The sequence below is a fragment of the Rhodococcus sp. NPDC127593 genome (genome assembly GCF_042671975.1).
Classification (GTDB): domain Bacteria; phylum Actinomycetota; class Actinomycetes; order Mycobacteriales; family Mycobacteriaceae; genus Rhodococcus_F.
The window spans coordinates 89,808-116,294 of sequence record NZ_JBHXWI010000024.1; the positions used below are offsets into that span (position 1 = coordinate 89,808).

23 protein-coding genes are annotated in these 26,487 nt (G+C 66.2%); 19 read left to right on the forward strand and 4 right to left on the reverse strand.

The features are described 5' to 3' along the window. Positions 1–476: 476 nt before the first annotated feature. A complete protein-coding gene (locus tag ACFVJ3_RS22945; protein WP_378454217.1) occupies positions 477–668 on the forward strand; it encodes a hypothetical protein in 192 nt (63 codons plus the stop codon). A gap of 1,034 nt (positions 669–1,702) precedes the next feature. Here the strand turns inward: ACFVJ3_RS22945 and ACFVJ3_RS22950 are convergent. Beyond that, positions 1,703–1,939 (reverse strand): toxin-antitoxin system, encoded by a 237-nt coding sequence (locus ACFVJ3_RS22950; protein WP_378454218.1) that lies wholly within the window; start codon positions 1,937–1,939, stop codon positions 1,703–1,705. Positions 1,940–2,116: 177 nt separating this feature from the next. Between ACFVJ3_RS22950 and ACFVJ3_RS22955 the strand changes: the two genes are divergently transcribed. Then, a complete protein-coding gene (locus ACFVJ3_RS22955; protein ID WP_378454219.1) occupies positions 2,117–2,527 on the forward strand; it encodes a hypothetical protein in 411 nt (136 codons plus the stop codon). 476 nt (positions 2,528–3,003) lie between these two features. After that, entirely contained in the window at positions 3,004–3,780 is a 777-nt protein-coding gene (locus ACFVJ3_RS22960; protein ID WP_378454220.1) for a hypothetical protein, read from the forward strand. Here the strand turns inward: ACFVJ3_RS22960 and ACFVJ3_RS22965 are convergent. Then, a complete protein-coding gene (locus ACFVJ3_RS22965; RefSeq protein WP_378454221.1) occupies positions 3,777–5,324 on the reverse strand; it encodes an AMP-binding protein in 1,548 nt (515 codons plus the stop codon). The two genes, ACFVJ3_RS22960 and ACFVJ3_RS22965, sit on opposite strands and share 4 nt — an antisense overlap. A 184-nt stretch (positions 5,325–5,508) precedes the next feature. Then, positions 5,509–5,955: a helix-turn-helix domain-containing protein gene (locus tag ACFVJ3_RS22970; protein WP_378454222.1), complete on the reverse strand. Its 447-nt coding sequence runs from the start codon at positions 5,953–5,955 to the stop codon at positions 5,509–5,511. A gap of 828 nt (positions 5,956–6,783) precedes the next feature. Between ACFVJ3_RS22970 and ACFVJ3_RS22975 the strand changes: the two genes are divergently transcribed. The 16 genes from ACFVJ3_RS22975 (at position 6,784) to ACFVJ3_RS23050 (ending at position 25,189) form a co-directional block, all read left to right on the forward strand. Then, the gene (locus tag ACFVJ3_RS22975) at positions 6,784–7,983 is read left to right on the forward strand and encodes an insoluble domain protein (protein WP_378454223.1); all 1,200 of its coding nucleotides are present in this window, start codon (positions 6,784–6,786) and stop codon (positions 7,981–7,983) included. Positions 7,984–7,991: 8 nt separating this feature from the next. Then, positions 7,992–8,579 (forward strand): hypothetical protein, encoded by a 588-nt coding sequence (locus tag ACFVJ3_RS22980; RefSeq protein ID WP_378454224.1) that lies wholly within the window; start codon positions 7,992–7,994, stop codon positions 8,577–8,579. A 37-nt stretch (positions 8,580–8,616) separates the two neighbouring features. After that, the gene (locus ACFVJ3_RS22985; protein ID WP_378454225.1) at positions 8,617–9,180 is read left to right on the forward strand and encodes a hypothetical protein; all 564 of its coding nucleotides are present in this window, start codon (positions 8,617–8,619) and stop codon (positions 9,178–9,180) included. Between the two features lie 33 nt (positions 9,181–9,213). Then, positions 9,214–11,205, forward strand: a complete 1,992-nt coding sequence (locus ACFVJ3_RS22990; RefSeq protein WP_378454226.1) for a cutinase family protein — start codon at positions 9,214–9,216, stop codon at positions 11,203–11,205. A gap of 143 nt (positions 11,206–11,348) precedes the next feature. Beyond that, the gene (locus ACFVJ3_RS22995; RefSeq protein WP_378454227.1) at positions 11,349–12,968 is read left to right on the forward strand and encodes a peptidoglycan DD-metalloendopeptidase family protein; all 1,620 of its coding nucleotides are present in this window, start codon (positions 11,349–11,351) and stop codon (positions 12,966–12,968) included. A 25-nt stretch (positions 12,969–12,993) separates the two neighbouring features. Then, positions 12,994–13,626: a hypothetical protein gene (locus tag ACFVJ3_RS23000; RefSeq protein WP_378454228.1), complete on the forward strand. Its 633-nt coding sequence runs from the start codon at positions 12,994–12,996 to the stop codon at positions 13,624–13,626. A gap of 76 nt (positions 13,627–13,702) precedes the next feature. Then, on the forward strand, positions 13,703–14,383 hold the full coding sequence (locus ACFVJ3_RS23005; protein WP_378454229.1) for a hypothetical protein: 681 nt from the start codon (positions 13,703–13,705) through the stop codon (positions 14,381–14,383). Between the two features lie 67 nt (positions 14,384–14,450). After that, a complete protein-coding gene (locus ACFVJ3_RS23010) occupies positions 14,451–15,869 on the forward strand; it encodes a ParA family protein (protein ID WP_378454230.1) in 1,419 nt (472 codons plus the stop codon). Then, positions 15,866–16,300: a hypothetical protein gene (locus ACFVJ3_RS23015; protein WP_378454231.1), complete on the forward strand. Its 435-nt coding sequence runs from the start codon at positions 15,866–15,868 to the stop codon at positions 16,298–16,300. Before ACFVJ3_RS23010 ends, ACFVJ3_RS23015 begins: the two co-directional genes overlap by 4 nt. A gap of 54 nt (positions 16,301–16,354) precedes the next feature. Beyond that, a complete protein-coding gene (locus tag ACFVJ3_RS23020; protein WP_378454232.1) occupies positions 16,355–17,083 on the forward strand; it encodes a hypothetical protein in 729 nt (242 codons plus the stop codon). A gap of 13 nt (positions 17,084–17,096) precedes the next feature. Next, on the forward strand, positions 17,097–19,349 hold the full coding sequence (locus ACFVJ3_RS23025; protein ID WP_378454233.1) for a hypothetical protein: 2,253 nt from the start codon (positions 17,097–17,099) through the stop codon (positions 19,347–19,349). Beyond that, the gene (locus ACFVJ3_RS23030) at positions 19,349–20,941 is read left to right on the forward strand and encodes a hypothetical protein (RefSeq protein WP_378454234.1); all 1,593 of its coding nucleotides are present in this window, start codon (positions 19,349–19,351) and stop codon (positions 20,939–20,941) included. The genes ACFVJ3_RS23025 and ACFVJ3_RS23030 overlap by 1 nt, the downstream gene beginning before the upstream one ends. Before the next feature lie 15 nt (positions 20,942–20,956). Beyond that, the gene (locus ACFVJ3_RS23035; RefSeq protein WP_378454235.1) at positions 20,957–22,468 is read left to right on the forward strand and encodes an ATP/GTP-binding protein; all 1,512 of its coding nucleotides are present in this window, start codon (positions 20,957–20,959) and stop codon (positions 22,466–22,468) included. After that, positions 22,465–22,767: a hypothetical protein gene (locus ACFVJ3_RS23040; protein ID WP_378454236.1), complete on the forward strand. Its 303-nt coding sequence runs from the start codon at positions 22,465–22,467 to the stop codon at positions 22,765–22,767. The genes ACFVJ3_RS23035 and ACFVJ3_RS23040 overlap by 4 nt, the downstream gene beginning before the upstream one ends. Next, positions 22,764–24,602, forward strand: a complete 1,839-nt coding sequence (locus ACFVJ3_RS23045; protein WP_378454237.1) for a type IV secretory system conjugative DNA transfer family protein — start codon at positions 22,764–22,766, stop codon at positions 24,600–24,602. The genes ACFVJ3_RS23040 and ACFVJ3_RS23045 overlap by 4 nt, the downstream gene beginning before the upstream one ends. After that, positions 24,599–25,189: a hypothetical protein gene (locus ACFVJ3_RS23050; protein WP_378454238.1), complete on the forward strand. Its 591-nt coding sequence runs from the start codon at positions 24,599–24,601 to the stop codon at positions 25,187–25,189. Before ACFVJ3_RS23045 ends, ACFVJ3_RS23050 begins: the two co-directional genes overlap by 4 nt. A gap of 159 nt (positions 25,190–25,348) precedes the next feature. Here the strand turns inward: ACFVJ3_RS23050 and ACFVJ3_RS23055 are convergent, their stop codons facing one another. Then, positions 25,349–26,413 (reverse strand): hypothetical protein, encoded by a 1,065-nt coding sequence (locus tag ACFVJ3_RS23055; RefSeq protein ID WP_378454239.1) that lies wholly within the window; start codon positions 26,411–26,413, stop codon positions 25,349–25,351. Between the last annotated feature and the right edge of the window lie 74 nt (positions 26,414–26,487).

Sequence of the window (26,487 nt, forward strand, 5' to 3'; positions counted from 1 at the left end):
TCGGTGCCGTAACCAGTCTTCTCCGACAAGCCGGTCAGGCTGTCGACCCCAGCCCGGTAGAACCAGTGGACGCGTGCGGTTGCCGCACCGAGTCCGCCGGACCTCAGGGGACTCCATAGATCGTGGGTGTGGTGGGGGAGGAGCGGGATCCCGAGCCCAGAAGCGGGGGCGGGTTCCCCTTGTGTTGCATGAGATGTAGTCTCTACGCCCACATCAGGCGGCAGGTTGAGGGTCCACCGTGCAGCTCGCGTCCCCGCGCTTGGAGTGGTCAGCGTGACCCAGCCTTCCCCTGCCAGCACTCGAAGCCTGCGCGAGATCGTGGAGGCGTCGAGAGCGCACGTTTGTGCCAGACGGCGGCAGTCGATGTCGAGGACCCGGGTCCGGGCAGTGCGCGCTAGCGCGGTCAGTGCGTGGAGGATCCGCTCGTCACTTGCTCCTCCTCGCCGGCCCCAGTGCGCTGTTGTCGCGGCGAGGGCATGTTCGATGGCGTCGAGTTCGTCGTCGATCGGTTCACGTGGCGCCTGCCTGGGGTCAGCGGTGAAGGTAGCGGCGCGGGCGAGGGCGCGGGACCACTGGCGTTCTGTGTCGTCGCGGCCGCGGGCCGCGTCCTCACGAAGTCGAATCAGTCCCGGGGAGGTGGCAACGGCGGCTCGGGCGTCGTCCAGTGAGTGCCCGGCCCGCGCCATTGACAGGAAGATCGTGTGGGTAAGGGCACTACGGTCGACGCCCGGCTGTGGTGCGGCACCGAGTAAGGCTGCGGTGCGGTGGGGGAGTGACCGATGGGGACGGTCGAGCCGAGGACCCGCAGAGTCCTCCACGATCCGGTGTACAGCCCGGCGCGGGGCGGGCGATGGCGGTGCGACGTGGGGATGCCGCGCGATGAGCCACGTGACGACTTCGGGTGTGGTTCCGCGGTTGACTTTATCAAGTGTCGCCAAGAGGGCCCGGCCTTGCAGATGTGGGGTCGATCTTCCCCCCGCTCGATGTGGCGCTCCTGGGGGGCGTACTGCACCCGTGGCCGGGTTCGTCAGGGCGGAGGTGTCGAGACTGGGGTAGTGCTGGCTGAGGGCATGTGCCAGTTGCCGAACAGTGTCGGGGTCTGCGCCTGTTTCGGCGAGCCGGAGCCATACGTGTTGTCCACCGGTCGGTCCGGAGTGAGCCCGCAAATGTGCCACTCCCAGCTCGGTCAGCTGAGAGGCGAGACGGTCCGAATCCTCGAGCGCGATGCGGCGACCGTGGCGGCCGCTGTCGAAGTCGAATCCGAGCAGGCGAAACCGTTGGTCGGAGTCGGTGAGGTAGACCGCCCACGGAAACTCCGGATGCTGCGCTGGGATCGACACCGTGGCGCTGTAGCTGTGCGTTTTGTCTGGATCGACTCGGACTCGTTGTCGTGGCGACCACAGACGAGTACACGTGTTGTAGAGCTGCGTGTTCGGTGCGCCCTCGTCGGCATACGAGGTGATACGCGCAGGAGTGATTGAATCGGCAACAGGGTATGAGGTACTTGCCCGACTTGCATTAGGCAAAGTGCTACCCTGGGGCGTACCTGACAACGGTAAGTCCCTTCGGGGATGCAGTAGTCGCGAGCGGCGAACTCGCTATCTACAAGACACGACCCTGGTTTCTCCGGCATGAGAGCCAGGGTTTTGTCATATCTGCAGACGTACTACTGCGAACGGCTATTTAGATGTCGCGCAGGCGGCTAAGCAGTCAGCGGAAGCACCTCCTGGTCGAGATTCAGTTCACGAACGAGGTCGGGTCGGCCTGCACGGAGAGCCAAGAGGTCGGAGACGTACTGGCTGACCGACTTGACGCCGTGCGCCTTCCGCTCGCTGTCGAGCAGGTCGTACAGCTCGTCCGGTACCCGTCCAAGCCTTTTGCGGTCTCCCAGACTCGGTCGACCGGGCTTGGCATGTGATCCCTTGCTTGTGGTTGGCATGGCCTTCCTCCCTCTCGTGGGGTTCCGGCAATTCTGGTCCCGGAACGGTGAGGAGTAGCGGAGGCGCGCCGTAACTGGTCCCAAAAGCTTTGCAATGACTATAGTAAGGCCGCAATCTAAAACGGGTCCATCGCGCTGCCGTCACCGAACATAGGGGGACATGCCAAAATGCTCGGTATGGGACGAGCCGATGCTTCTGTTGCGACCCGGGTCGAGGAACTCTTCAAGACTCGGTGGCCCCGGGGCAACAAGACCTCGAACGCCCTCGTCGCGGAGTTCGTGAGCCGCGCTGTCGGACGAACGATCGACCGGCAGTACATCTATCGAATACGAACCGGCCGCGTCCGGAAGGTTGATGTACCCGTCCTCGAAGCAATTGGGCAGTTCTTCGGTCAGAGTCTCGATTACTTCTCCGGAGCCGCCCCGGATCCTGCCGATGAGCTCCAGCGGGCGTTGCAGGACAGTGGCCTCCAGATCGCCGGCCTCCGCGCGAAGAAGCTGACACCCGAAGCGCGGCACGAGCTTGCACGCCTCGTCCGCGAGGCAAGCGACATCCTCGCGCGCGACTTCCCGAAGACCGAGGATTAGCGTGCGTGGCCGACGGCGCATCGATGCGCTTGTCCGGAATCTGGTTCCCGATCCATTCGACCTCGACGAATTCCTCGCGAATGCGTCGACGGAGATGGGGCTACCGATCCGGATGTTGAGCGGGGTTTCATCCGGCCTCCCGTTGTCCGGGGCCTCTTTCGTCACCGACCGGTGTGCGTTCGTATCCGTACCCGCGTCGACCAGCGAAGATCACCACATTTTCATCGTCAGCCATGAGGTGTTCCACCTCCTGGAGGGGCACAGCTGCTCCGCGGCCGCGGAGGATCATTCCCACAGCCTGATTCGGTCCTTCCGGCGTCAGCGCATTGAACTGAGCTGCGAGCGTTTCGCGTGGAAGGTCGGGACTACCGTTCTAAGGCAACGAGTGCGGGCAGTCGGTCCCGCTGAGGCGCCCGCGCGCATGCTGTCCTCCGCGTTCGGTTTCCGGGCATAAAGCAGCGACGGATGGAGACTGAATGATCGAGTGGGTGGCGTGGGCCTCTTGCGTTGTAGGCGCGCTTCTCGCGGGGCTGGGCCTGGTCAAAGCGATCCCGGACCGAACGGTGCTCGGCATGGGCATCATTTTCTACTCGTTGACATTGCACACATATTCGCCGCTGCTGATCTTCGGGGAACGGCAGCCGCTGACAACCGAAGACCGGATATGGGGCGCAACCTTCGCTGTTCTAGGTGGTTGGTCGTTCCTCATCCTCGCGCTCGCCATCCTCCACGCGAGCCGGACGCAGAAAGAGGACTGGGCGAATCCGGCATTCCGGCGTGACCTCTCGATCCTCTCGATAGCAGCGGTGAGCAGCGCGCTCGCGTTGCGGCTCGAACTCTCGAGTGGTCATTTCGCGCCCACGACAGACTTTTTGAATGTCTACGGTGATGATCATCGCGTGGTGCTGTACCAGCTGACGTTTCTGCCGTGGATCGCCGTGCCCGTCGGCGTGCTCGGATACATGACCTGGAAATACAGCTCTGGCCTCAGCAAGGTCGTGACAATCGCCGGCTGCATGTGCGGTGTGCTGTGGGGGATTTGGAAACTCGCCGGGGTCGTGTTCCGCTTTGTCGCGGGGGACAGCATCGGGATCGAGTCTCCGGTAAGCGTCGGGCTCGGGTTCCTGACTGTGCTTCTCGTGACCTGTGGGCTCGGTATCTTCGGAGCAGGCAACGCCTGGCGGCGGGTATCGGCGATGATCGAGTACGGGTGGAACCGCAGAGTCGACGACGCCCGCCACCAGGAGGGTTAGACGTACTGCGTCTTGAGTCGTGACTTGAAGATTTTGCCTGAGTCCTCGCGTGGAAGGCTGTCGGTGATCACGACCGTTGCAGGAATCTTGTAACGGGCAAGAACACCGTTGAGGGACTCCCTGATGCCGTCGGGCGTAAGGTTCGCCCCGGGCCGGGGGATGACGTGCGCTGCGACCGACTCACCGAATTCGCCTCCGGGGACGCCGAATACTGCGACGTCTTCCACGGTCCCCAGCGCCGTGATCGCGTTCTCTATCTCGGCCGGATAGATATTCACGCCACCCGAGATGATGACCTCTGCTGTGCGGCCGGTGAGGTAGAGAAAGCCTTCGTCATCGAGGTAGCCCTCGTCGCCGACGGTGATGTATCCGGGGAATGGAACTTTGCCCGTGGACGCGTGATTCAGGTACTCGAAGGCGGGCCAGTAGTCCGCTCCTTTGACGTAGACGCGGCCCGTCGCGCCCGCCGGTAGTTTGTTTCCCTCGTCGTCGGCGACCAGGACGTCGGCGCCGTCTACCGGGCGACCGACGCTGCCGGGGCGCGCAAGCCACTCGTCGGCATTGATCCACGTGATGGTGCCGGCCTCGGAGCAACCGTAGAACTCGATGAGGGCGTTACCGAACCACCGGATTGCGGCTTCTTTGACTGCTGGTGGGCACGGCGCGGCGGAGTGGATGACGTGGGTCAGGCTGGAACCGTCGTAGCGCGCCCGAACGTCATCCGGAAGTGACAGGAGCCTCGACAGCATCGTCGGCACTATCTTGACCTGCTGGATCTTTCGCTCGGCGACGTGCTGTAGGAACCGTTCGGCGTCGAACCTCGGCATGATGGTGATGTTCGTGCCCATCCTGAGTGCGAGGACGGCCAGCGCATTAGGGCTGGTGTGGTAGAGCGGACCGGCGACCAGCATCTGTCCACCGGGGGCCAAACCCATTCGGTTCGCGGTACCGCCGGCGATGGAAAGCAGCTGATGAGGGGTCATACGTTCGCGCATGACGCCCTTCGGCGTTCCCGTGGTGCCTGATGTATAGATCAATCCCATCGAGTCTGCGATTGCCCCCTCCTGGTAGGGGAGCGGCTCCGCCGCGTCCTCGATCCACTCTTCGAGGGTTTGGCTCGTTCCAGTCACTCGGGAAAGCTCTGGAGACAGCCCCAACTCACTGAGAAGCTCTGGCGGCATGGCCACTTCCACCAGGACGGTGTCGAGACCTGCTGTCTCGATGGCCTGCTGCACGGTGCCGACGAATTCGGTGTGGGCGAAGACCAATCGGACGCCGCTGTCGCTGAGGACGTGTTGCACCTCGGGGGAGGTCCAGTGCCAGTTGATCGGTACTGGATTCGCTCCACAGCTGGCCGCGGCGAGCGACACCTCGAGGAATTCGATGTCGTTGCGGAGCATGAGCGCGACACGTTCTCCGGGCTGTATCCCTGCGGCCTTGATCGCGGTCGCGAGGCGCCCGGCGCGGTCGTGCGACTTCCATTGCTCGCGGACGCGGTTTCCGCAGGTAAGGGTGGCGGGGGCTTCCTGATCGCTAGCGGTCATGGGGCATGAGTCTGCCACGGCTATTCGGACGGCGGGGACACGCCCATGCTTCTTTGTGTTGCAGCGGGCCGCAAGACACGGTTTACTCCTGATTGCCCAGACGATCAAAAATGATCGTTTCGGGATTGAGGTCGGTCGCGGGGACCCGCCTCAGACGGGGAGGAAGACGACTGTGCGCCGACAGCTACGGAGACGTATGCGGAGGCCGAGTGCGGGTGCGTTCGTACGCATCTTTGACGTCCTGGACGGTAAGGCCGAACTCTTCGGCCATCCGCTGAGCCACGTCTTCTTTCAGGCGAGAATGGCCCCGCTCGACAGTTGCGAGGGCAGTCGTGGAGATACCGATCTTTGCGGCGAGCTGCGGTTGCGTGAGTCCCGCAAAAACCCGCAGATCGCCCAAGTAGCGCTGATCGGGCTTGATTTTGACGACGTCCTCCATGGCGATTCCAAGAACGGCGACGGCCCGCTTGAGGCTGTCGGCCTGCGGGGTGCTCTTGCCTGTTTCCCAGGTCAGGACAGCGCCTGGGCTCACTTCCGCGAGGCGCCCCAACTCCCCAATGGAGAGCTTCTTTTTCTCACGTGCCTTCTTGAGGGCCGCGGGAGCAAATCCCCGCAATTTTCGTCTGCTCATCCCTTGCTCCCGCGCATGAGCCCCCACTTTGCCTGACTCCAATCTATGCCGTCCCAGTATGTTGCGATATAGTACGGTCATGTTGTCCGGTTTTAAATTGAGCACTTAAACCAGGAAACGGGGGTGGATATGCGGTCTGATCAGGACGTTCGCGAGGCGGGAACCATCGCGGACCGGGCGACGCTCCCAGCCCCGAAGAGACTCAGCTGCCGGCGGGCTTTTCGCCAAGCTCCGACGCAGCTGAAACGGTTGACGATGAGAGGTCATGCCGGACCTCGTATGCAGCATCGCAGCCTAGAAGGGATCCCAGGTGCGCTCGTGATTGGCGTCCCGGTGCGCACCTGGGATCTGTTCTCTACCGCGACGTTTCCACGCGTTGCGCGTCCACACCGCGGAACCTCGAGTCCCTGCGGTCCGTTGCCGTACCCATCTGGAGGACTCGATGACTTCGAGTGTAATTCAGGCATCAACCTCGGGATTCGCTCCGACTGACCACACCTCCGACGCCCTCCGTCTACAGGACTGCGCCCCGGCATTGGCCGACGAGCTCCCACCCTCACTTCTCGCGGCGGTGTGGACCCGGTGCGGTGTGGTCAGTTCCTGTCCGGGCCGATGCCCAGGACATGTCTGCGTGAGTGTCTCGCTCACAGGGCTTCCGACGTGCCCGATTGGCCATTCACTGGTCCCCGCCGTTCGGCACTCTCGTCCCCACACCTGACAGCCTTCACCATCCCCCGCCTTCCTCTCTCGTCAGAGGCCTCGCCGCTGACGGCCCGATTGGCTGATCCACCCAAACGTCTCAACCCCAACGAATCGAAGGGTAAGTACATGAGTCACAACGAATCCGGCGGACAGCACCGCCTCCGGAAGCAGGGGGCAACTCAGAAGATTGCACTTCTGGGCGCGGTCACGGTCGTAATCGGGTTCGCTACGAACGGGATCGCCAACGCCGCCCCGGACCAACCCGGAATCACGACCCCCGAGACGCCCGCAGATCAGCCGGGAATCACTACTCCCATTGAGCCTGCGCCGGTCGCGCCCGCCCCGGCTGAGGCCGCCGAGCCCCAGCCGGAACCGGTGTACTGGGGTGAGGCACCAGCGGAGCCGATCGTTTACCAGCCGATCCCGAACTTCGACTACGAGAACAACAAGTACGTCGAACCGGAGAGTGGTTACGACGACGTCGCGCCGGTGCAGTTTCAGGATCTACACCTTCCGCAGTGGGTGGAGCCCACGAAGCCGTTCATCGCGCCGCGAGACACCCTGCGGTTCGGTGAGCTGCACCTCAAACAGCCGAACTGGGTGTCCGACGTCGACAAAGACCGCACCAACAACTCCGTCGCGGTTGTCGAGTCCGGTGCGACAACATTCTGGCGGTCACTCGGTGTGGAGACCTCCCGCGCCGAGCGGATCTCGGCGGCGCAGGTCGGCGCAGGTGCTATTGGTGCGGTCACCGCCGGGACGGGGGCCGCTGTCGTGGCCGGTACCGCGTGTGCTCTTGCAGCGGGCACGGTCGCCGGGATCGTCGGTATGAGCGCGGGCAACGTCTTCCTCCCTGGAATCGGATGGGCCCCGGTCGGCGTCATTGCCACCGCTGGTGGGGCTGCAGCTGGCGCGGCGGCCTGCGCCCCTCCCGCGTTCGTCGCCGCCGCGGCCCTCGGTGGTCTCGGCGCGGCTGCCGCGGTGACCCCGTTCGCGGCCGCGGACAAGGGTGAGCCGAAGGAGGTCGAGGTCCCGGACGTTGACCAGGCGGCCATCACGGAGCAGACCGAGCAGGTCCTCGAGCAGTGGGAGGCCAACCCGGTCGGCGCCCAGGTCGTCTCAACGGTGCAGGACATCGTCGAAACGGCCCCCGTCATCGACCAGCAGGTCCGCGACTTCGCAGCAGCCCAGCCTGGCGGGGAGCAGGCGCTCGAGCAGGTCGACACAGCGTTGGACACGTTCTTCGGCGACTCCACACCGGGTCTGGCCTCGCAGCTGGTCAGCAATGCCGTCGCCGCGGGTCTCCCCGTCCCGGTGAGCACGTAGGGGCATCGGTGGCGGTGATGATGATGAGGCGATCGACTGTCCGGGTCGAGCGACGCCCCCTGTCCGCAGCGGGGTTGTCCTTCGCGGGCTGGGTGGTGCGCATCGCCGCCACCACGGCCGTCTTGGGCGCAGGGAACTGGGTTGAGGCTCTACGTCATTGGATTTCACCTGACCCGGCTCCGTGGGATTCCGGTTTTGATCTATACGAGACTGCGGCGACATCGGTCACGGCGTTCGTCATTCACCTAGGTGGCGGCGGGCCGGTGATCGCGATCGCGATCGTGTACGGGTTCATCGCATTTCTGATTGCGACGAGCGCGTTGATTGTCGGGGCGGACGGTGTGTGGGCCGCCGGGGCCAGTGTGGGATCGACCGTGACGGGCCAGGTTGTTGCTGTGGGTGCTGTCACTGCCTGGTCTGGCACCAGCCCGGTCTACTGGGAAGCACCGACTGGCTTCTGCAGTGTCGTGGCGATGTGCCTGCTGGCGAGCACCTTTATGGGTGTGCAGGTGATCTCCACCCGCAGGGTCCGGACCTCACAGAAGTTGCCAACTGAATCGCTTCTCGACGAGAAGGCGGTGAGCGAAGTTGGCTAGAAATGCACGGCGATCAGATGGTCGCGAAGGCCCCCGGGTGTTGTCCGCAACTGGTCCAACACCCAGCGTCTCCGGCGGCGGCGAGAACGGCCGCAAGCTGGGATTTCTGGTGTTGTCGATGGCGACTATTGCGGTATTGGTCGCACTCGTAATCATCGTGGTCTCGTTCGTGGGTAAGTGGTCACCGAGTGACCCGGTCTCGCTGGACAGCATCGCCCCGACAACAGGTCCGCCGTCATCAACGTCGACGGCTCCCGAGCTTGGGTGTCCTGCCGCGCAGGGTGATCAGGCCAGTGCAGAGGGTGTGATCGCTGCATTTGAGCACGCCTACTACGTGCAACGATCCGGTGCGGCGGTGCGGGCCCTGGTCGCACCAGGCGCCCCGTTCAATTCGGCCAAAGCCGTACAGGCGGGAATCGACTCCGTTCCGGCAGGGACGACGTACTGCCTCACGGTCACCGGTGTTGCCCCGGACACGTACTCGATCGGGTTGACCGAGTACGCGCCCGGTGGCGAAGAGAAGCAGTACCTGCAGAAGGTCACGACCGCTGTGGTCGATGGCCGGGTGTTCATCGCGTCCGTCGAATCCGTGGGGAAGTAGCTGATGATGCGGAAAAGGATTTCTACCGCAGTAGTGATTGCTGGTGCGGCCGCGGCCGCGGTGATGTCACCGGTACCGGCGGCCGCGGCCGTGGGCACCGACTGTGCCCGGTTCATCGCGGTCCTGGTCCCGGGAACGACCGAAACGACGGCGTCCGCGGATCCGTCGCGACCGGCGGGGCTGTTGGGTTCGGTCGGCGACGAACTCGAAAAGCGCTACGGCGCCTCGATCGAAACGGTGTACCCGAACTACGCGGCGCAGGCATTTGTGCAAACCGGCATGTCGTATGCGACGTCGAAAACCGGTGGAGTGCAGTCGGTGTCGAACGTGATGGCACGCTGCCCGACGTCGAGTTTCGTCCTTGCTGGCTATTCGCAGGGCGCCGATGTCGCCAACGACGTCGCGGTGAACATCGGCGCCGGTCGCGGACCGGTTCCCGCCTCGGCGATCCGTTCGGTGGTGTTGGTGGCGAACCCGAAGAACGGCACGAAGGGTTCCCAGCTGGTCGGGCCCAAACTCGACGGCCAGGGCATCGCCGGACCCGCGGCCGAAGGGTTCGGCGCCCTGTCGGGCCGGGTGTTCGATATCTGCAACCCGGGCGACAAGTACTGCAACACCAACGCCGGCCAGGACACGTTCCTCGCCTCGCTGGGCCGGGTACTGGCCAATCCACCCGGCGCGGTGGCCCCGACCGCAGCATCAGCGGCCGCCACCACCGCGACCACCCCGATCTCGGAAACCACCGCGACCGCGAATACTGCACCGACCGGTGGAGATGCGGCCCAATTCATCACCGGGGTGAGCTCCGACTACGGGATCGCCGATCTGGCGTCGGCACCGGGTGCGGCACAGTCGTTGGCCTCGGCCGTCGACCGACTCCAGTCCGCCTCGGCTCCGAATTCGATGTCGCAGTCCGTCGATGTCGCCGCGGTGCGCCAGCAGGCCCAGCTCGTGCAGGGCACGCTGGCCCCGATCGCCGAGACAAGCGCATGGATGGCCGCCAATCCCGCGGCCCGCGCAGGTCTACGGGAGGCGCCGGCCGATTCGCCAGAGTCGGTGACGAACTCGGTGGTCGACTCGCTCGACCAGGTCGATATTCCGAAGGTGCTCGATGCCGCGGATTCGGTCGTGCAGATGGCGAACACCATCCTCAGCTCTACCGGTGGCGGCGGCGTACCGGCTACGGCGGCCGCCTCGTATGCGGACCTGAGTGCTCCGGCGCAGCAGTTGTCCACGGGACTTGCGCCGATCGCGAGCACCCCGATTGATCAACTCCAGACCGCGACGTCGGTGCTCTCGGCGATCAAGCCGGTGACCATCATCAACCAGATCCTGGGCGTGGTCGCCGGTGTGACGTCGGTGGACTACCCGGGTGTGGTGACGAACCTGCAAACCCTGGTCGGACATCTGCTGGCCGGCAACGTCAAGGCCGCACACCAGGTGGCGGGCGAGTTGAACAACCAGCTCTCGCCGCTGGTGAAGATGTCGGCCGGGGTCGACGTGAAGTCGATCGCCCAGCTGATCCGGCTTATCCCGGACCCGTCGGGAACGGCAGCGATCGCGTCGATGGTGCTCGATCTGCTCGGGAACGTTGACGTCATCCGGCTGGCGCGCGATATCGGCCAGATCCAGGAAGTGGCCTGGCAGGTCGCCGAGACCGGCAATCTCCTCGCGCTCGGGCAGCTGTTGCCGCTGACCTTGGACCTGGCCAATGTCGGCCTTGCCGTGGTGGTTCCGGGGCAGAAGATGTCGCCGGAGCAGCTGCACGCCCCCGCCGATGCACTGACCACGCTGATGGGTGCGCAGGCCGCGAACAGCGATTTCGTGGGGCTGGGCAGCTCCGCGCTCACTGCGGCGACGTCACCGAATGCCATGAACCTCACCGCTCTCCTCGACGAGGGGTTCACCGCGGCGAGCTTTCTGGGATCGAAGGTCCACGAGGCCTACAACACCTGGCTGATCGACGGGAAGCGCACTGCTCTGCAGGTCGTGGTGGACATCGCGACCAAGGCGATCGGGGGATAGCCGGAACCTTCACATCCGCAGGTGGGACACCTCTTGGGCGAGAGCGTTTCCCACCGGGCGGAGATCCGAGTTCGCGGTAGCGCACTGCTACTGACCTTCGTGCCCGGGCGGGCAAGGAAACGACACACGCAAAGGACATGACGATGGGTGATGCACCCAGCTCCTCGAACACCGGCATCAAAGCCACGGCCGCAGTTCTTGCGGCCGTGGTGGTGATGGTCGGGTTCCTGGTGATGGGCAGCGACAACCCACCTACGCCCACCGACTGTGTCCCGACGCGGTCGGCGGCCCCCGGCCCGACCGGTTCGGTTCGGATGCCCGCCGCCGAGGGTCAGTACGAGTTGTCCTCACCGTTCGGTCCGCGGTGGGGCACCTTCCATCAGGGTGTGGACTTCGCCGGGCCGACGGGGACACCGATCTACGCCGCCGCCGACGGTGTGGTCACGGCGGCCGGACCGGCAACCGGGTTCGGTAACTGGATCGTCGTCGACAGCGAGATCGACGGCGGCAAGGTCTCGACCGTCTATGGCCACATGTACGACGACGGGGTGCTGGTCAAGACCGGCGACCGAGTCACCGCAGGCCAGCACATCGCCGCGATGGGCAATGGCGGCGAATCGACCGGCTCTCACCTGCATTTCGAGGTCTGGCCGGGCGGTCGCCTGTCCGGGGGCACCGCCATCGACCCGATGCCGTGGCTGGCCTCGCACGGCGCCTCGGCCGCGCCCACCCCGGTGGCACCTGCGCCACCGGCGGCGCAGGTGCGGTTGGCCGCGGCCAGCGGGCCGGAGATGGCGGCGCTGCCTGCGGCCAAGGGATCGGAAGCGCATTGGCAGGTCGACACCGTCCGGGTGGCGCGGGCGGTGGCCGCGACCTTCCCCGAGGTCGACACCATCGGCGGGTGGCGTCCGCAGGACACCTATCCCGACCATCCCTCCGGGCGGGCCGCCGACATCATGATCCCGAATTGGGACACCCCCGAGGGCAAAGCGTTGGGCGATGCGGTCGCCGACTACGTGATGGCGAACAAGGACCTCTTCCACGTCCAGTACATCATCTGGCGTCAGCAGTACCGGCCCGCCGCCGGTGAGGGAAACCTCATGGAGGACCGCGGATCCCCGACGCAGAACCACTTCGACCACGTCCACGTCACCACCTCGGGCCACGGTTTCCCCGCTCCCGGCCAGCTCTACGGCGGCGTCCCGGGCGGCCCTACTTCACCTGCCCCGACTACGGGTCCGTGCGCCGGTGCTCCCGCACCCGGATCCGGTGGTGGGATGCTGCGTCCGGGTTCGGTACCCCCGGCGTTCGAGCCGTGGATCATCAAGGCCGCCGCGACCTGCCCGCAGGTCCCGGCCCCGATCATCGCCGCGCAGATCGAGAACGAAGCCCAGTTCGACGTCAACGCGCACAACGCCGGCTCCGGCGCGGACGGTCCCACCCAGTTCATCCCCGGCACGTGGGCGGCGAAAGCGGTCGACGGGGACGGGGACGGCCGCAAGGACACCCGCAGCATCCCCGATGCGGTGATGACCCAGGCCGCCTACGACTGCGAACTCGCCGGGATCGCCGCCGAGATGCTCGCCGCCGGACAGATCCGCGGGGACCTCACCGAGCTCTACCTGTCGATGTACAACTGCGGCCCCGGCGCCACCGCCAGCGGGGGCGGGGTGTGCCAGAACGCCGAAACCCTCGCCTACGTCAAGAACATTCCCCGCCGGGCCGCCTCCGCGTTCGCCGCCGATCTGCCCGCCGCCGCCTGACCCCGACACCGCAAAGGACACCACCATGACCAGCAGCACCGCACCGCTCAGCCAGACCCGGCGGCGAGCCGCCCTGAGTGTCGCCGCGTGCGCCGCGGTGCTGCTGGCCGGGTGCTCCGCGCAGGAGCCGGACAGCGACGGAGCCGCGGCGACGACAACCGGTGCCCGCGCCCAGCAGTGGACACCCGGCACCGACACCACCGCCGATGTGGCCCCGCCGTCGGCGGCCCAGACCCTGCCGCCCGAGGCCGCCGGGGTCGACCGGACCAGCCCTGACGCCACCGCTCGGGCCGCGCTGACGGTGTGGTTCGGCTGGAACACCAACACCGACCGCGGCCCGAACGACGCTGCCGCGCGGGCCACCCCGCTGCTCTCGCCCAGGCTGGTCGACGCGGTGACCTCGACGACGTCGGTGACCGGCCCCGGCGCGCAGTGGAACCAGTGGGCAACCGCACACGCCACGCTCACCGCCGAGGTCGCCGCGTCCCCGGAGCTGGTCCCCGAGGAAACCGCCACCGAGGCGTACCGCGTGTTCGTGGTGACCCAGACCGCCCGCACCCCCGACGGCACGGAGGTCGGCACCCGATCCACCACCGCGAACGTGCTTCTGGGGCACACCGCCGACGGGTGGGAGGTCGACAAGATCTCCGAACGCTGACCGCGCCGACAGCGGCGCCGACACCCGCCAGAACTGCCCGGCACCGGGCGGAAATCCCCGAAGAAAGGACACGAGAATGGCGACAGCCACAGCAGCGGATGAATGGGACAAGGCCGCGCAAGCGGTGCGCGGGGCAGCCGAGGAGCTGCGCGGCGCCGACACCGCGGCCCTGCGTAGCTGGGCGCAGACCAACAAGCTTCTGTCTCGGTCGATGTGGCCGAAGATCAAGCGCGAGCTCTACAAACAGCTCGACATCGACTACGACACCCAGCGCGAGACCGAAACCGCAGCACGCCAGCAGGCCGTTGCCGCGGCCGCCGCAGCGGCCCCGCTGGTCGAGCTGTATGCGGCCGGCGACGAGCGCGGCTCGTTCGCGGTGCTCCCCGGCCCGGCGGTCAACGACGGCAGAGACGCCGACGTCAACGACGCCGCCTGGTACGGCACCTTCCACGAGAAGGACACCATCTACCGTGCCGGTGATCAGGACTCGGCGGACAACTCCGCGGCAGGCAAGGCGGTGTTCCTGGCCGGCAAGGTGCGTGAGGCGCAAGGACTCGACGCGGTGCGGTTGCTCCTGCACATCAGCAACCCGAACCTCGACGGAAACCGGTTGGCTGGCACCGCGGCGAAGGCCGGGGTCGCCCTCGAACTCGACATCACCGACGCCAACCCGGCGTGTGAGTACTGCGAACGGCCCGGTTACCAGGCGTGGCAGGCGATCCGGCTGACCGACCTCCTCGTCACCGACCAGCAGTAGCGGGGCGGCCGCGATGACCGACGACCCTGGCCAGAACCCGCTCTCCAGCCCACCCGAAGGAACCCTCGTGAGCACACCAGCGCGAAACGAGAACGACCACACCAACGACTACGGCGCCGAGAACGCAGTGAACCTGCGCACCCAGCGACTCAAGCGCCAAACCCCCCGACCCGAACCCGAACCTGAAACCCCCGGCACCGAGGACGATTCGGCGTCCGCCGAATACGACACGACCGGCCACGACCAGCAGTTCGCCGACCCGTACGCGGTCGGCCAGGACGCCTTGGCCGCGAACGAGGAGCCGCTTGCCGAGCCCTACCCGGTCCGCTCCGGTGGGGGATTGTTCGACCCCGAGAGGGAGGCCGACACCAACCCCGCCACCTGGGGATGGCGCGGCAAGCTCAACGCCGCCACCGGCCTGCGGATGCTCCCCAAGCCGGATTCGGCCGAGGTCCGGTTCCGCACGTCGATCACCCGGATCCAGCAGTCCCTGCCGGGCTGCTCGGTCGTGTCGGTGATCGGCCTCAAGGGCGGGGCCGGGAAGACGCCGACCACGCTGGCGTTGTCGAACACCTTCGGCCGCCACCGCGGCCGCGGTGTCGTCGCCTGGGATGCGAACGAGGCCACCGGCACCCTCGGGGACCGGGCCGCCCGCACCACCGATCCGGAACTCGGGCCGTGGGACGTGCTCGAGCACGCCTCAGAGCTGGCCTCGGCCGCCGCGGTGTCCGGCGTGCTGGGCCGGTACCTGCGCCTGCAACCGACCCTCGACGAAGTCCTCGCCGCAGACAACTCAACGATCCGCGAACGGGGGATCGGCTGGGACGAGTGCGCGGCCCTGATGGCGGTCCTGCGCCGGCACCGGGATCTGATCTTCATCGACACCGGGAACAACCCACTCGCCCCGAACTGGCTGTGGGCGGTCGAGCATTCGGACCTGCTGGTGGTCCCGGTGCCGCTGCGCCGGGACATGGCACAGCAGGCATACCGGATGCTCGAGGGCATCGCCGCCCGCGGATTCGAGCACCTGGTGCGCTCGGCCGTGGTACTGACCACGGTCACCCCCGAATCGGACCCGAACCTCGAGGAGGGCATCGCGAAGGAATTCGGGCACCTGGGCATCGAGCACGTGATTCGGGTGCCGTACGAGCCGCAATTCGCGACCGGCAACCGGCTCGTCTACGACCGGCTGGCGGCGGGCACACTCGAGGCCTACACGAATGTGGCTGCCGGTATCGCCGACCTGCTGTCCCACAGTGCCTACGGGCGGACGCAGACATTGTCCGACTCGTACGCCCCGCAGCAGATGCAGCGCCCACCGAACGCGCCGCGGCGCCAACCGCGCTACGGCCGCGGCGAGTCCCACCCCCAGCAGCCGGATCGGTACGCCGAACCCGACTCGCCCTACCCGCGTCGCGAACCGCACCCGGAACCCACCCCGCTGTGGGACCGCACCACCAACCAACCAAAAGGACGCCGCCGATGACCACCGCAGCTCACCCCACCACCGAAGGAGAAGCCATGACCCGGACACCTCGCCGCACCGCGGCCCGCCGCCTGCTTGCTGCCGCCACCACGACGGTGGCCGTGCTGACCATGACGGTGCTCGCCGCCGGACCCGCTGCAGCGCAGATCCAGAACCCGACTGACGGCATCAAACCGAGCCTGGAATGGCTCGGTCCGGCCTTCAACAACGTGTGGGTGCGGGTCATCGGCTCCATCTGGGGAGTGCTGCTCGGCGCCTCGATGATCAAGTTCTTCGTCGAGATCTACAAGATGCGTGCCGCAAAGGCCGGCGGATACGGCGCCGAAATGGCTGACGCCGCACAGGGAGCGAAGATCGGCGCGGTGGCGTTCGGATGCCTCGCCGGCGGCGGGGTGATCATCGGCGCGATCTTGTTCGTCGTCGGCGGATAGCGGCCCCCACATCCCTTTGTGTATCAACCCTCTGCAACAGAAACGAGAAGGACCATGACGAAAGACTTTTCCTCGGTGAGTACCAGCTCGGCGTCGGGACCGACCTTCGCAACGGGCACCAGCGGACCGTCCAACAGTGGCCGTAAGTGGGTGATACCGGCCGTGATCGGTGTGGTGGTTCTGGTCGTGGTGGCCCTGATCATCGCGGTGACGTCCAGCGGAGGGGGAGACGACGTCACCGGCTCCGACGCGATCCGCACCGCCCACGGGCCGAACACGATCATCGACGGTGTGCCCCGCGGCTACACCCGCGATCAGGCCGGCGCGCAGACGGCGGCGGTGAACTTCATTCAGGCCCTCGGACAGACCGATCAGGGCCGGGTCGACGGGGCGAAGTTGCGTGAGCTCGCCGTCGGTTCCTCTCCCAGCACGGCCCTGACCACGGTCCTCGACTCGGCCAGCGGCCGCGAGGAGTCGAAGGGCACGGTCAACAACGTCCCGCTGATCGTGACCGTCACCGACTTCACCCAGGACTCGGCGACGGTGTCGGAGTGGGGGATGGGCATGAGTCAGGCCCCGATCAGTGCCGACACCGACAAGGTCGGGATCTTGTCGGTGTATGCCACGACCACGGTGAAGCTCGTGTGGGAGGGCGACGACTGGAAGGCCGTGGACTGGACCTTCAGCAGCGGCCCGGAGCTCAAGGATGCCCAGTTCCCTGCCGCTGATTCCCCGCTCGCCCAGCAGGGTGCGGGGGGTTACTACAGCTTCTACGTCAACTAAAGGGGTGGGGCCGATGATGTGGCGCAAACTCATTCTGGCGTTCTTCGCCCTGGTCCTCCCCGCATTGCTGTGTGCGGCTCCGGCGGCGGCCGAGCCCACCGCGGTGCCGGAGGCGGGTCCCGGTGGGTCGGCTGCCACGAAGTCGGCCAAGGAACTGCCCGAAGGCTTCCCCGCGAACTTGAAGAAGTTCGTCGCCGGGACAGACGAATTCAAGTCCGCACCCTGGTTCACCGGGGACTGCAAGGACAAGGGCGGTGACATCGGTCAGTACGTCGGATCGGTGATGACCGAGGAGAAGCGGTTGCTGTACTGGACCGCCCCCGATGATGTCCGCCTGGCGATGTGGGCACCGGCCCTGAACTTGACCAAGAACCCGGTGCTGATTCAGGCCGTGGTCGACGCGGGCGGACAAGGATCCGGAATCACCGGTGTCCCTCTCGATGTCGAGGCGAACAAGAAGGCTGTCCTGTCGATCACCGATGAGTCCGTGCTCGGCGCGGTGTACCCGGACAGCTACCCGGCCGGGGACACCGGGATGCAGCCACCGGCGCCGACGTGCGCCGACGACGTCGCGAGGTGGACCACGAAGACCTCGAGCACCTGGGGGTTCGACTGGGCCAAGACCCCCGACCCGGCATCGCTCGAAGCCATGAAGGCGCAGCCGCACGCCGACATGGTCCCGGCGGACGCGTGGGACGACACCTGCAACTCAGGGGCTCCGGACGTGCTGTGCATGCATGCGATGTTCGTCAACTGCGACAAGACCAACCGCATGGACGACAAAACAGCCTGCACGGCGTGGAACACCAAGATCGGCGCCCTGTTCGGCGGAACCATGAACTGGATCGACCAGAACACCAGCTTCTCCGACCGGCTCGGCTCTGCCCTCGAGTCCGCGTTCAAGGCGACCCCGCAGTACAAGGCGGGGAAGATGTTCGCCGACGGCTTCACCTGGGTCTGGGACCGCACCCTCGGCGCCCTCGACAAGGTCGTCGACTTCGTGGGCGATCCGTCCGATGTGATCGACTCCTGGGCAAACAAACTCAAGGCCGGATCGATTTCGACCACGAACGCGGTGCTGCACGGGTTGGCCGGGGTGGGGGAGTTCGACCCGACAAACCAGTCCTTCCTCACCATGTACGCCGCGGCGGCCGGGCTGGGGATCCTGGTGATGGTCTTGATGACGCTGCTGGCGATCCACAAGGCCTCGGACGGCAGCAGACCGCCGATGGAGCTGGCCAAGGACCTGTTCGGCTACCTGCCGGCGGGAATCATCGCGATGATGTTCGCCCCGGGCATCGCGCAGATGGTGATCTCGTTGGCGCACGAACTCTCGAACGGTCTGGTCGGGATCCTGGGCACCACCACCGATGAGGTGATCGACAACATTTCGGCGGTCCTCGGGCCCTTGACCGACTCCACGATGGTCGGCGGTGCCATCGCCGCGATCGTGGGCTTCGGACTGTTGTTCCTCGGTGCGATGGCGATGTTCTTCGGATTCTTGATGCACGCGGCGGCCTTGCCGTTGCTGGCGATCGTCTCCGCCATCGCGTTCGGCATGTGGGTACACCCCGTCTGGCGGAAGAAGGCCCTCCGCCCGGTGATGACGTTCCTGGGCGTCGTGTTCTCCAAGCCCCTGCTGTTGCTGCTGCTCGGCGGCATCTTCTCCGTCATCAACACCGCCGCCCACGGCTCGGTGGCCGACGACGGCGAACTCGAATCCCTGGGACAGCTTTCCCTGATCGCGGTGTGCTTCGTGATGATCGGACTGGCACCGTTCTCGCTGCTCAAGTACGGACCCGTCCTGCCCACCTCCGCGGAGTCGGCGGACTTCGGATCGAGCGGGTCCTCGGCCGGGCAGACCATCGGCTCGAGCGCCGGGATGTACCAGATGGCGGCCGCCGGTGGTGGCGGTGCCGGCGACCACAACCGCGGCGCCGCAACCGCACCGGGCCGCGACAACGGAGGCGCGTCTGTCACAGGTGGTCCGGGCGGCGGGCACTCGCCGGCGGACCAGAGGTCGGCGTCGAGCACCCACGCCGCGAGCGCCGGACATCACACCCAATCCCCGTCCGGTGGCCACGTCGGCAAGTCCGGTGCCAAGAGCGCGGCGATGGGCAGCGCGGAGAAGAAGCTGGTCGGCGCCGCGGCCGGGGTCGGTACCGGGATGGTCGCCCCGATCGCGCTCGCCGCGGCCGGTGCGGCGATGAACAAGACCGCCTCAGCGGCGCAGAACGCCCCCGAACACGCGGATGGAGATAACTGATGAACCAGCAACGCACAGCGGTCCTCGGCCGCGAAGTTGCCCGGCGCGGCATCCTCCCGTTCCCCGAACCGGTCGTGATCTCCTGGTGCGCCACCCTCGTCGTCGCGCTCGCCGCGATCTTCCTGGTCGGCTCGTCCTGGCAGGTTCTCGTCTTCGATCTGCTGTTGATCATGTCGGTTCTCGCGGTGACCCTCGAGATCGATCACCGCGAGTCCTACGGCAGCCGCAAGGCAAAGCAGATCCGGAACAAGGCGCGCCGCAAGCGCGGTGAGCACGTCTTCGTCAGCCCGACCGATCCGCGGTTCGGTGACCCGGCCTCCGATCCGGGGTGGGACAAGCCGGTCCCGCTCTACCGGGCCGAACCGGTCGATCTGACCGGCACCGGTCTCGACGACATGTTCATCGTCGAGCACCGTACCCCCGGCGACAACGACTACTACTCGGTGATGATCGCGATGCAGGGTCTCGCCGAGGGTTTGCGCGGCGACCCGGAGTGGGCGGTGACCTCATCGGCATTCGGGCGAACACTCGCCAGTTTCGCCAAGCGCAGCAGCTTCGTCCGCGGCATCGAGATCCTGCACCGCAGCGTCCCGGAAGATCTGATCCCGCACGAGACCTGGGTCGCCGAGCAGATCAAGGGCCTGGGCCCGGCCGCCGAGCAGGTGTTGCCCGCGATTCATTCCTACGGCCAGCTCATCGACCGGATCCGCCCCTACTCCGAGGGCCACCGCGCCTACGTCGTGCTGATCCTGCCCAAGTCGGGGGACCTGTTGGCCGAGGGCGCCCGGGTGGCCCGGCGGAAGGACGCCCCGCTGATCGGCGGTATCGCGCAGGTCATTCGGGACGAAACGATGCGGGCGGTCGGTGCGCTCGAGCGGGCAAAGATGGGCCGGGTCGAGGTCTACGGCGAGCAGCGTGCCTGCGCGGTGATCCGGGCCTGCCTTGATCCGAGCTTCCCGCTCGAGTCGCACAAGGGGGTGCGGTGGGAGAACTGCTGGCCCTCCTATGTCGGCGGCGAGGACACCGTGGAGGTGGCCGGGAACTGGCACACCCGGGTCGGGACCATCCCGGCCCGGTCCATCGAACCGGTCGAACTCGGTCCGCTGTGGTTGGCGCCGTTGCTGACCGGTGTTGCCCCTGACCACGGGGACGACGAGATCCCCGCCGCCCCCACGATCCGGACGGTGATGGTGCGGATGGATTTCGTCGAGGCGTCCAAGGCGCGCGAGGCCGCCAAGGTCGACGCCACCCAGGACCGGGCCACGCAGATAGCCGAAGAACGCAAGGGCAAGACCACCGATGGCACCTCCGAAGTGATGGCCAGCGCCTCCGCTCGGCGGCGTCAGGACCTCAAACCCGGAACCGGGCATCACGGGGTCATCTACTCGATGGCCCTGTCGGTCACCGGCCGCGACGAGGACGACGCACTGCGGGCCTGTATGCGAGTCGAACAAGCAGCCGACGAGTGCGGAATCTCCGAAATCGAGTGGCAAGACCACCGGCACGACGTCGCGATGTTCCTGACTCTGCCGCTCGGTCGGGGCCTGGCGGCCACCAAACACACCCGCGCGAAGTCCACCCGTCTCCTCTGACCTGGAGCTACCACCATGATGAGCAGTGACACCGTCACCACCCCCGAAGCCCCGAGCACTCATCGAGTACACGGCCGGAAAGCTGCCCGCCGCTGGTGGTTCGGCGGCGGCCGCAAGAAGATCCACGCGGTCGCCCCGGACGAGGTGGCCGTCGCGCAGGCCTATGACGAGATCCCCCGTACCGTCGCCCGTCGGGCGGCACCGACCCGAAAGAAGTGGCTCGACCGGTGGGGCTGGTACGAGGTCCGCGTCGAAGGCTCGTGGACATCCACCAGGCAGGGCGAAGCGCTGAACCTGGCCACCTCCCGCCGCTCGGTCCGCCACGAGGGGCTGATGACGGGGCTGAACAAGATCTCCCAGTCGATGGTGATCACCGATCCGTTCGCCCTGTACGGCTCGGAAATCGAGAACATCAACGTCGCCGTCATCGGGGACATCGGCAAGGCGAAGTCCTCGCTGATCAAAACCGCGATGTGCTTGCGCCCCCTGACGCTGCACCGTCAGGTCGTGGTCATCGACAAGAAGCGCCAGGGCAACAAGGGTGGCGAGTACAGCGGCATCGCCCAGTTCGTCGGCGCCCGCTCGATCCGATTCCGCACCGGCACCCAAGGAATGCGACTGAACCTGCTCGACCCGGCGATCGCCTCCGGCGGCGCCCGCGTCGACGGCGTCGACCCCGCCGGTCAGGAAGCGCTGGTCGGTGCCGTCATCGAAGACACGATGGGCCGCGAACTGACCGAGAAGGAGAAGGGCGCCGTCGACCTCGCCCTCAAGGTCGTGGGCGCCCGTGCCCGCGCCGAGAACCGCGAACCGATCCTCATCGAACTGTCCGACGAACTGCTCAACCCCAGCCCCGACAGCGCCGACGTCCTCGGCCCGCTGTGGGCGGACGAGTCCCGCCGGTGGGGCCTCGACCCCGGCCTGGCGCTGCGCCGGCTCTGCGAGGGCGACCTCAAGGGCCTCGTCGACGGGGCCACCTCCCCGGAGATCCGCGAGGCACTCGAGCACCCGTTCGTGCACTTCGACGTCTCGGCGCTGCCGACCAAGGGACCGGCGTTGCGGGTGATCATGACCGTGATCAACACCTGGCTCGCGAACGTCCTCGCGTCCCGCTCGGCCGACCACAAGCAGACCCTGCTGCTGGTCGAAGAGGGCTGGCACGTCGCCGACGGATCCACCGGCAAGGTGTTCCGCGAGAACATGAAACTCTCCCGCGGCCTTGGCCTGTCCACCGTCTCCGCGTTCCACCACATCTCCGACCTACCGCCGGACTCACCGGCGCGGGCGCTGATGAAGGAAGCCGGCATCGTCTTCCTCTACGGGCAGGACCGGCTCGAGGACGCCGAAGAGACCGCCCGGATGTACCACCTACCACCGGGATCGGTGGAAATCATCATGTCCCTCGACAAGGGCCACTGCCTGGTCAAGTACGGCAAGGCCGACCCGATCCTGATGGAACACGTCCGCTCGGACACCGAAATCGCCCTCACCGACACCGACGAAGTGATCAAGGGAGCAGCAGCATGAACCGTCAGCTCATCGAGGACGCCATTACCCGGCTGGTCATCGCCGTCTCGACCGCCGGGTTGCTGTGGTTGCCCGCTCTCGCCCCAGTACTCCGCGACCCACTGGTCGACGCTCTCTCCCGGGCGATCCCGAACACCTGGGCACCCATGGTCACTGCCGCCGGGGCACTGACGGTCTCGGGCATCGCATGCATCGTGTTCGCGACCTTGTCCGCCGCCGAGCAGCTCACGGACGCGTACACCGATCGCCGCCGGCAGAACGCCTCCGTGGCCACCGACCCGATGGGAGACCCGTCGTGAGTGCCGCACAGCAGCCTCCGTCCCCACGGGTCGTCCCGTTCGGGTTCTTCCCGGCGGTGAGTGTGGCCGCAGGTGTCGTGTTCAGCGTCGTCGGCGGCGGTTACCTCTCGGGTGTCCTCGCCGGCCACGGCGGCGCATTGCCCACCGGCGTGTATGGGTTCCTCGATGTCCTCAAGGGCCTGTTCCTCTCGCCTGGTGATCCGGCGGCGTCCTGGCCGGAAGGATCGCAGCCCGGCGGACCGGTGCTGACCTGGGCGTGCATCGGGGTCCTCGCCCTGGCCTGCACCGGCATTGGGATTTTCGTTAGCACTCGGATGATGCTGCGGCAGGCCCAGCGCAAGGCCCGCGAGCGTGGCCACGCCGATCGGAAGGAGCTGGTCGTCCGCGGGCTGACGGGGAAGGAAGCGGTCAAGGCAGCCAAGTCCAACCGGTTTTCGCTGCGTGAGACCGCGAGCCGCAAGATCGCCGCCAGCGAGGTCGCGCTGCGCCTCGGGCGGCTCTACGGCAGTCGCTCGGCCGCCGACGACGTGTTCTTGCAGTACCGCGACGGTGTGATGATCGAGGGTGCCACCGGATCGGGTAAGTCCTGGCGCATCGCCTGGCACCGGATTGTGGCCTCGGCCGGGTTCGCACTGGTCACCTCGACCAAACCGGATCTGTTGTGGTCGACCGTGTCGCATCGTCTGCGCGTCGGCAAGGTGCGGGTGTTCGACCCCGAGAACATCACCCGGTGGCCGAAGGACATGCGGCTGCGGTGGTCGCTGCTGGCCGGCTGCGAGGACCCCGACACCGCGATCCGCCGGGCGGCGGCGCTGGTGAACGTCCTTCCAGCCGATGACTCGAAGAATGCCTCGTACTTCAAGGGCAAGGCCGCGGTACTGATGCGGTGCTACCTGTACGCGGCCGCGCACCTGGGCAAAGACCTACGCACGGTGCGGGTCTGGGTAGCCTCTCGCGGCGTGCAGGAGGTACGCGAACTCCTCGCCGCCGAGCTGCCGGACTGGGCGGCCGACCTCGAACAGATCCTCGACTCGAAATCCGACTCCTCCGACGATGTCCTCGGTGCCACCACACAACTGCTCGAGTCGCTGGCCTCGCCGATGCTGCTCGCCGCCGTCGACGTGCCGATCGACGAGTCCGAAAACCTCGAGGAGCTGGTGGCCGGACCGAACACCGTCTACCTGGTCTCCGACGGAAAGAGCGGCTCATGCCGGGCATTCACTTCCGTCCTCGCCGCCGAGATCTACCACCTCGGCAAGAAAGTCGGCCGCCAGTTGCCGCAGGAGCGGTTGGATCCGCCGATGTCCCTGGTCCTCGACGAGGTCAACAACGTCGCACCCATCCCGGACCTGCCCTCGCTCATCACCGACTCCGGCGGCGGTGGCATCTCGATCTGGGCGTTCTCCCACGGTGAGCTGCAGAACAAGAAGCGGTGGGGCACCTACGAGGGCGAAATGTTCACCACCACCTCACCGGTGCGGGTGATCCTGCCCGGCCTGATGGACGACGCGGAGTTGGCGTCGATCTCCCGGCTGCTCGGCGACTACGACGAATGGCACACCCCACATCACGCACCGAGGTCACGGCCGGTGATGTCGATCCGGAACCTGCGGGAAATGCCCGCCGACCAGGCGATCATCCTCTACCGCGGCGCCGCACCGGCATTGGTGCACCTGCCGACGGTGTGGAACGTACCCACGGTCAAAGCCAAAGTGGTCGCCTCCGAGAAGGTCTACAACCAGATCTGCGAAGACGGTGAGCTACCGGATTGGGCCGCCGAAGGATCCGAGAAGGCCGATGAGATCGACGTTCCCGAGTCGGTGGCGTTGTCGTGAGTGACAACTTCACGCCCGGCCCCTTCGCCTGGCCACACCTCGACGAGACCGCAGCGAATGAGCTGTGGACGGAACTGATCGAGTGGGTTTCCTGGTTGCGGGAGCGCTACGCGCTGCGCGAGGTGCGTCCGTGCTGGTTCCATCATGGCTCGATGGTCGAAGAACTCACGGCGGCGATGTCGGCGTGGAAGGCCACTTACGCCAAGACCAAGGACACGCACTACTCCACCGGCCCTGCGTACTGGCACCAGCAGGTTCTCGCACCGATGCTGAGCCGATTCCGGACCAGCGCCGAGTTCGAGACCTGCACGGGCGCCAAGTGTGACTACCAGCAGAAACCGCGCCCGGTCCTCGACGATCTCGCCGAGTTCATCGCCGCCGACATCGCCAACCGTTCCACCTCCGGCTCCAAGTTGGGAACCGATTCGGCCGTGCCGGCCTCGGTCGATGTCGCCACGATGATGGGCTACATCGACCAAGGCGAGGCCGAACCCGAAGATCCCGCCGACGAATTCTCGCCTGTCGTGTGGGAAGGTCGGCGATGGGAAATCTCCGACGACACCGGGAACTATCATCCGGTGAACTGAAGACTCGGTGCGAGTACGCCCATGCGCGCACCGTGGTGATCACCAGTGAGGTGTTCGGATTTGTCCCCGCCCGGGAATCCGGCACGTCGAGGTGACCCACCACACAGAAACCCCCAGGACGCTCTCGGAGTGCCCTGGGGGTTCCTGCAATTCGTGTGCTTAGTAGACCTGATGGTCCCAGTAGCACTCCTCCCCGTCTTCGCGGTTCTCGTAGCGGATTCCGATGTCGTGCATCCACCGTGAGAAACGCACACATAACGCTTCGAGGCTTGCAGTGAGCAGCTCGTGGCTGCACGGCTCGTCGGCTGCTGGTACTTGCTGCAGGAGCTGGAAGACCTCAGGCCACAGCTCCCGCATGTACCGATCCCATGCGGGGGGCAGAGGATGCGGCGGCTCGGGCTCTCGTCCTGCGGCAACGTACTCCGCGGCAAGGTACGCGAGTGCCTTGAACATCTCGCGCACCGCCTTCATCGTCACCTGCAAGGCGGTGGACATCTCATCGGTGCCGACGAGATGCCGAACACTATTGATCGCCTCTTGCATATGGGTGAGGTCGTCGGCGAAGACTGATTCTCGGCTCTGGGCACTAGGGGCAATTCGGTTGGCCGCGAGCTCACACCGGAACTCATCGATGGCCTCTGCCAACGGTGCACGGTAGGCGCGCGGTGTACGAGCACAGGTGATGTCGTCTTTGTAGTAGTGCGAGTCCGTTCGGGAAAGGTGCAACAGCACGTGCTGCGGCTCGTGGGCAGCCAGGTGAAGGACCTGCCTGGTCTGCTCACGCCGCTCTTCCGCAGTGTCGGTCTCAAAGTTGAAGAAGAGGCCGGCGTCCATGACGATGTCGAACGTTCCGTCGGCGGCAGCCATCGTCTTCGCGACCGCAACATTCGCGCCCCGCTCGGTGGTGTATGCAGCCTCGTGCTCGACATCGCGCTCTCTCAGAATCGCGTCTACCGAATCAGACATGGAACCAGTCAGCCTGATACGAGTGGTGACGGTTTTCGGGAGAACCCGCTTCATAGTCCGCTTGACCTGCCGTAACCGGTCGTATCCCATCTCGCTCGGGGCCTTGAACGCAGCGACGACCCCCGGTTGCAGATGCTCGTACAGAACCGTGAGGCTCGTAACCGAACCCATATCCTGAGGGTGTGCGATGGTGTTGCGCTCGACTCGCGCGGGCTTAGGCGGACGGTTCTGAGACTTGCGGCTGGGCTTCTTCGACAAGGTGCGGTGTCTCCTTCGCAGCGAGATGAAGTCACCTCTCCACGAAGTGATCTCATCCATTATGAGCAGGAGCT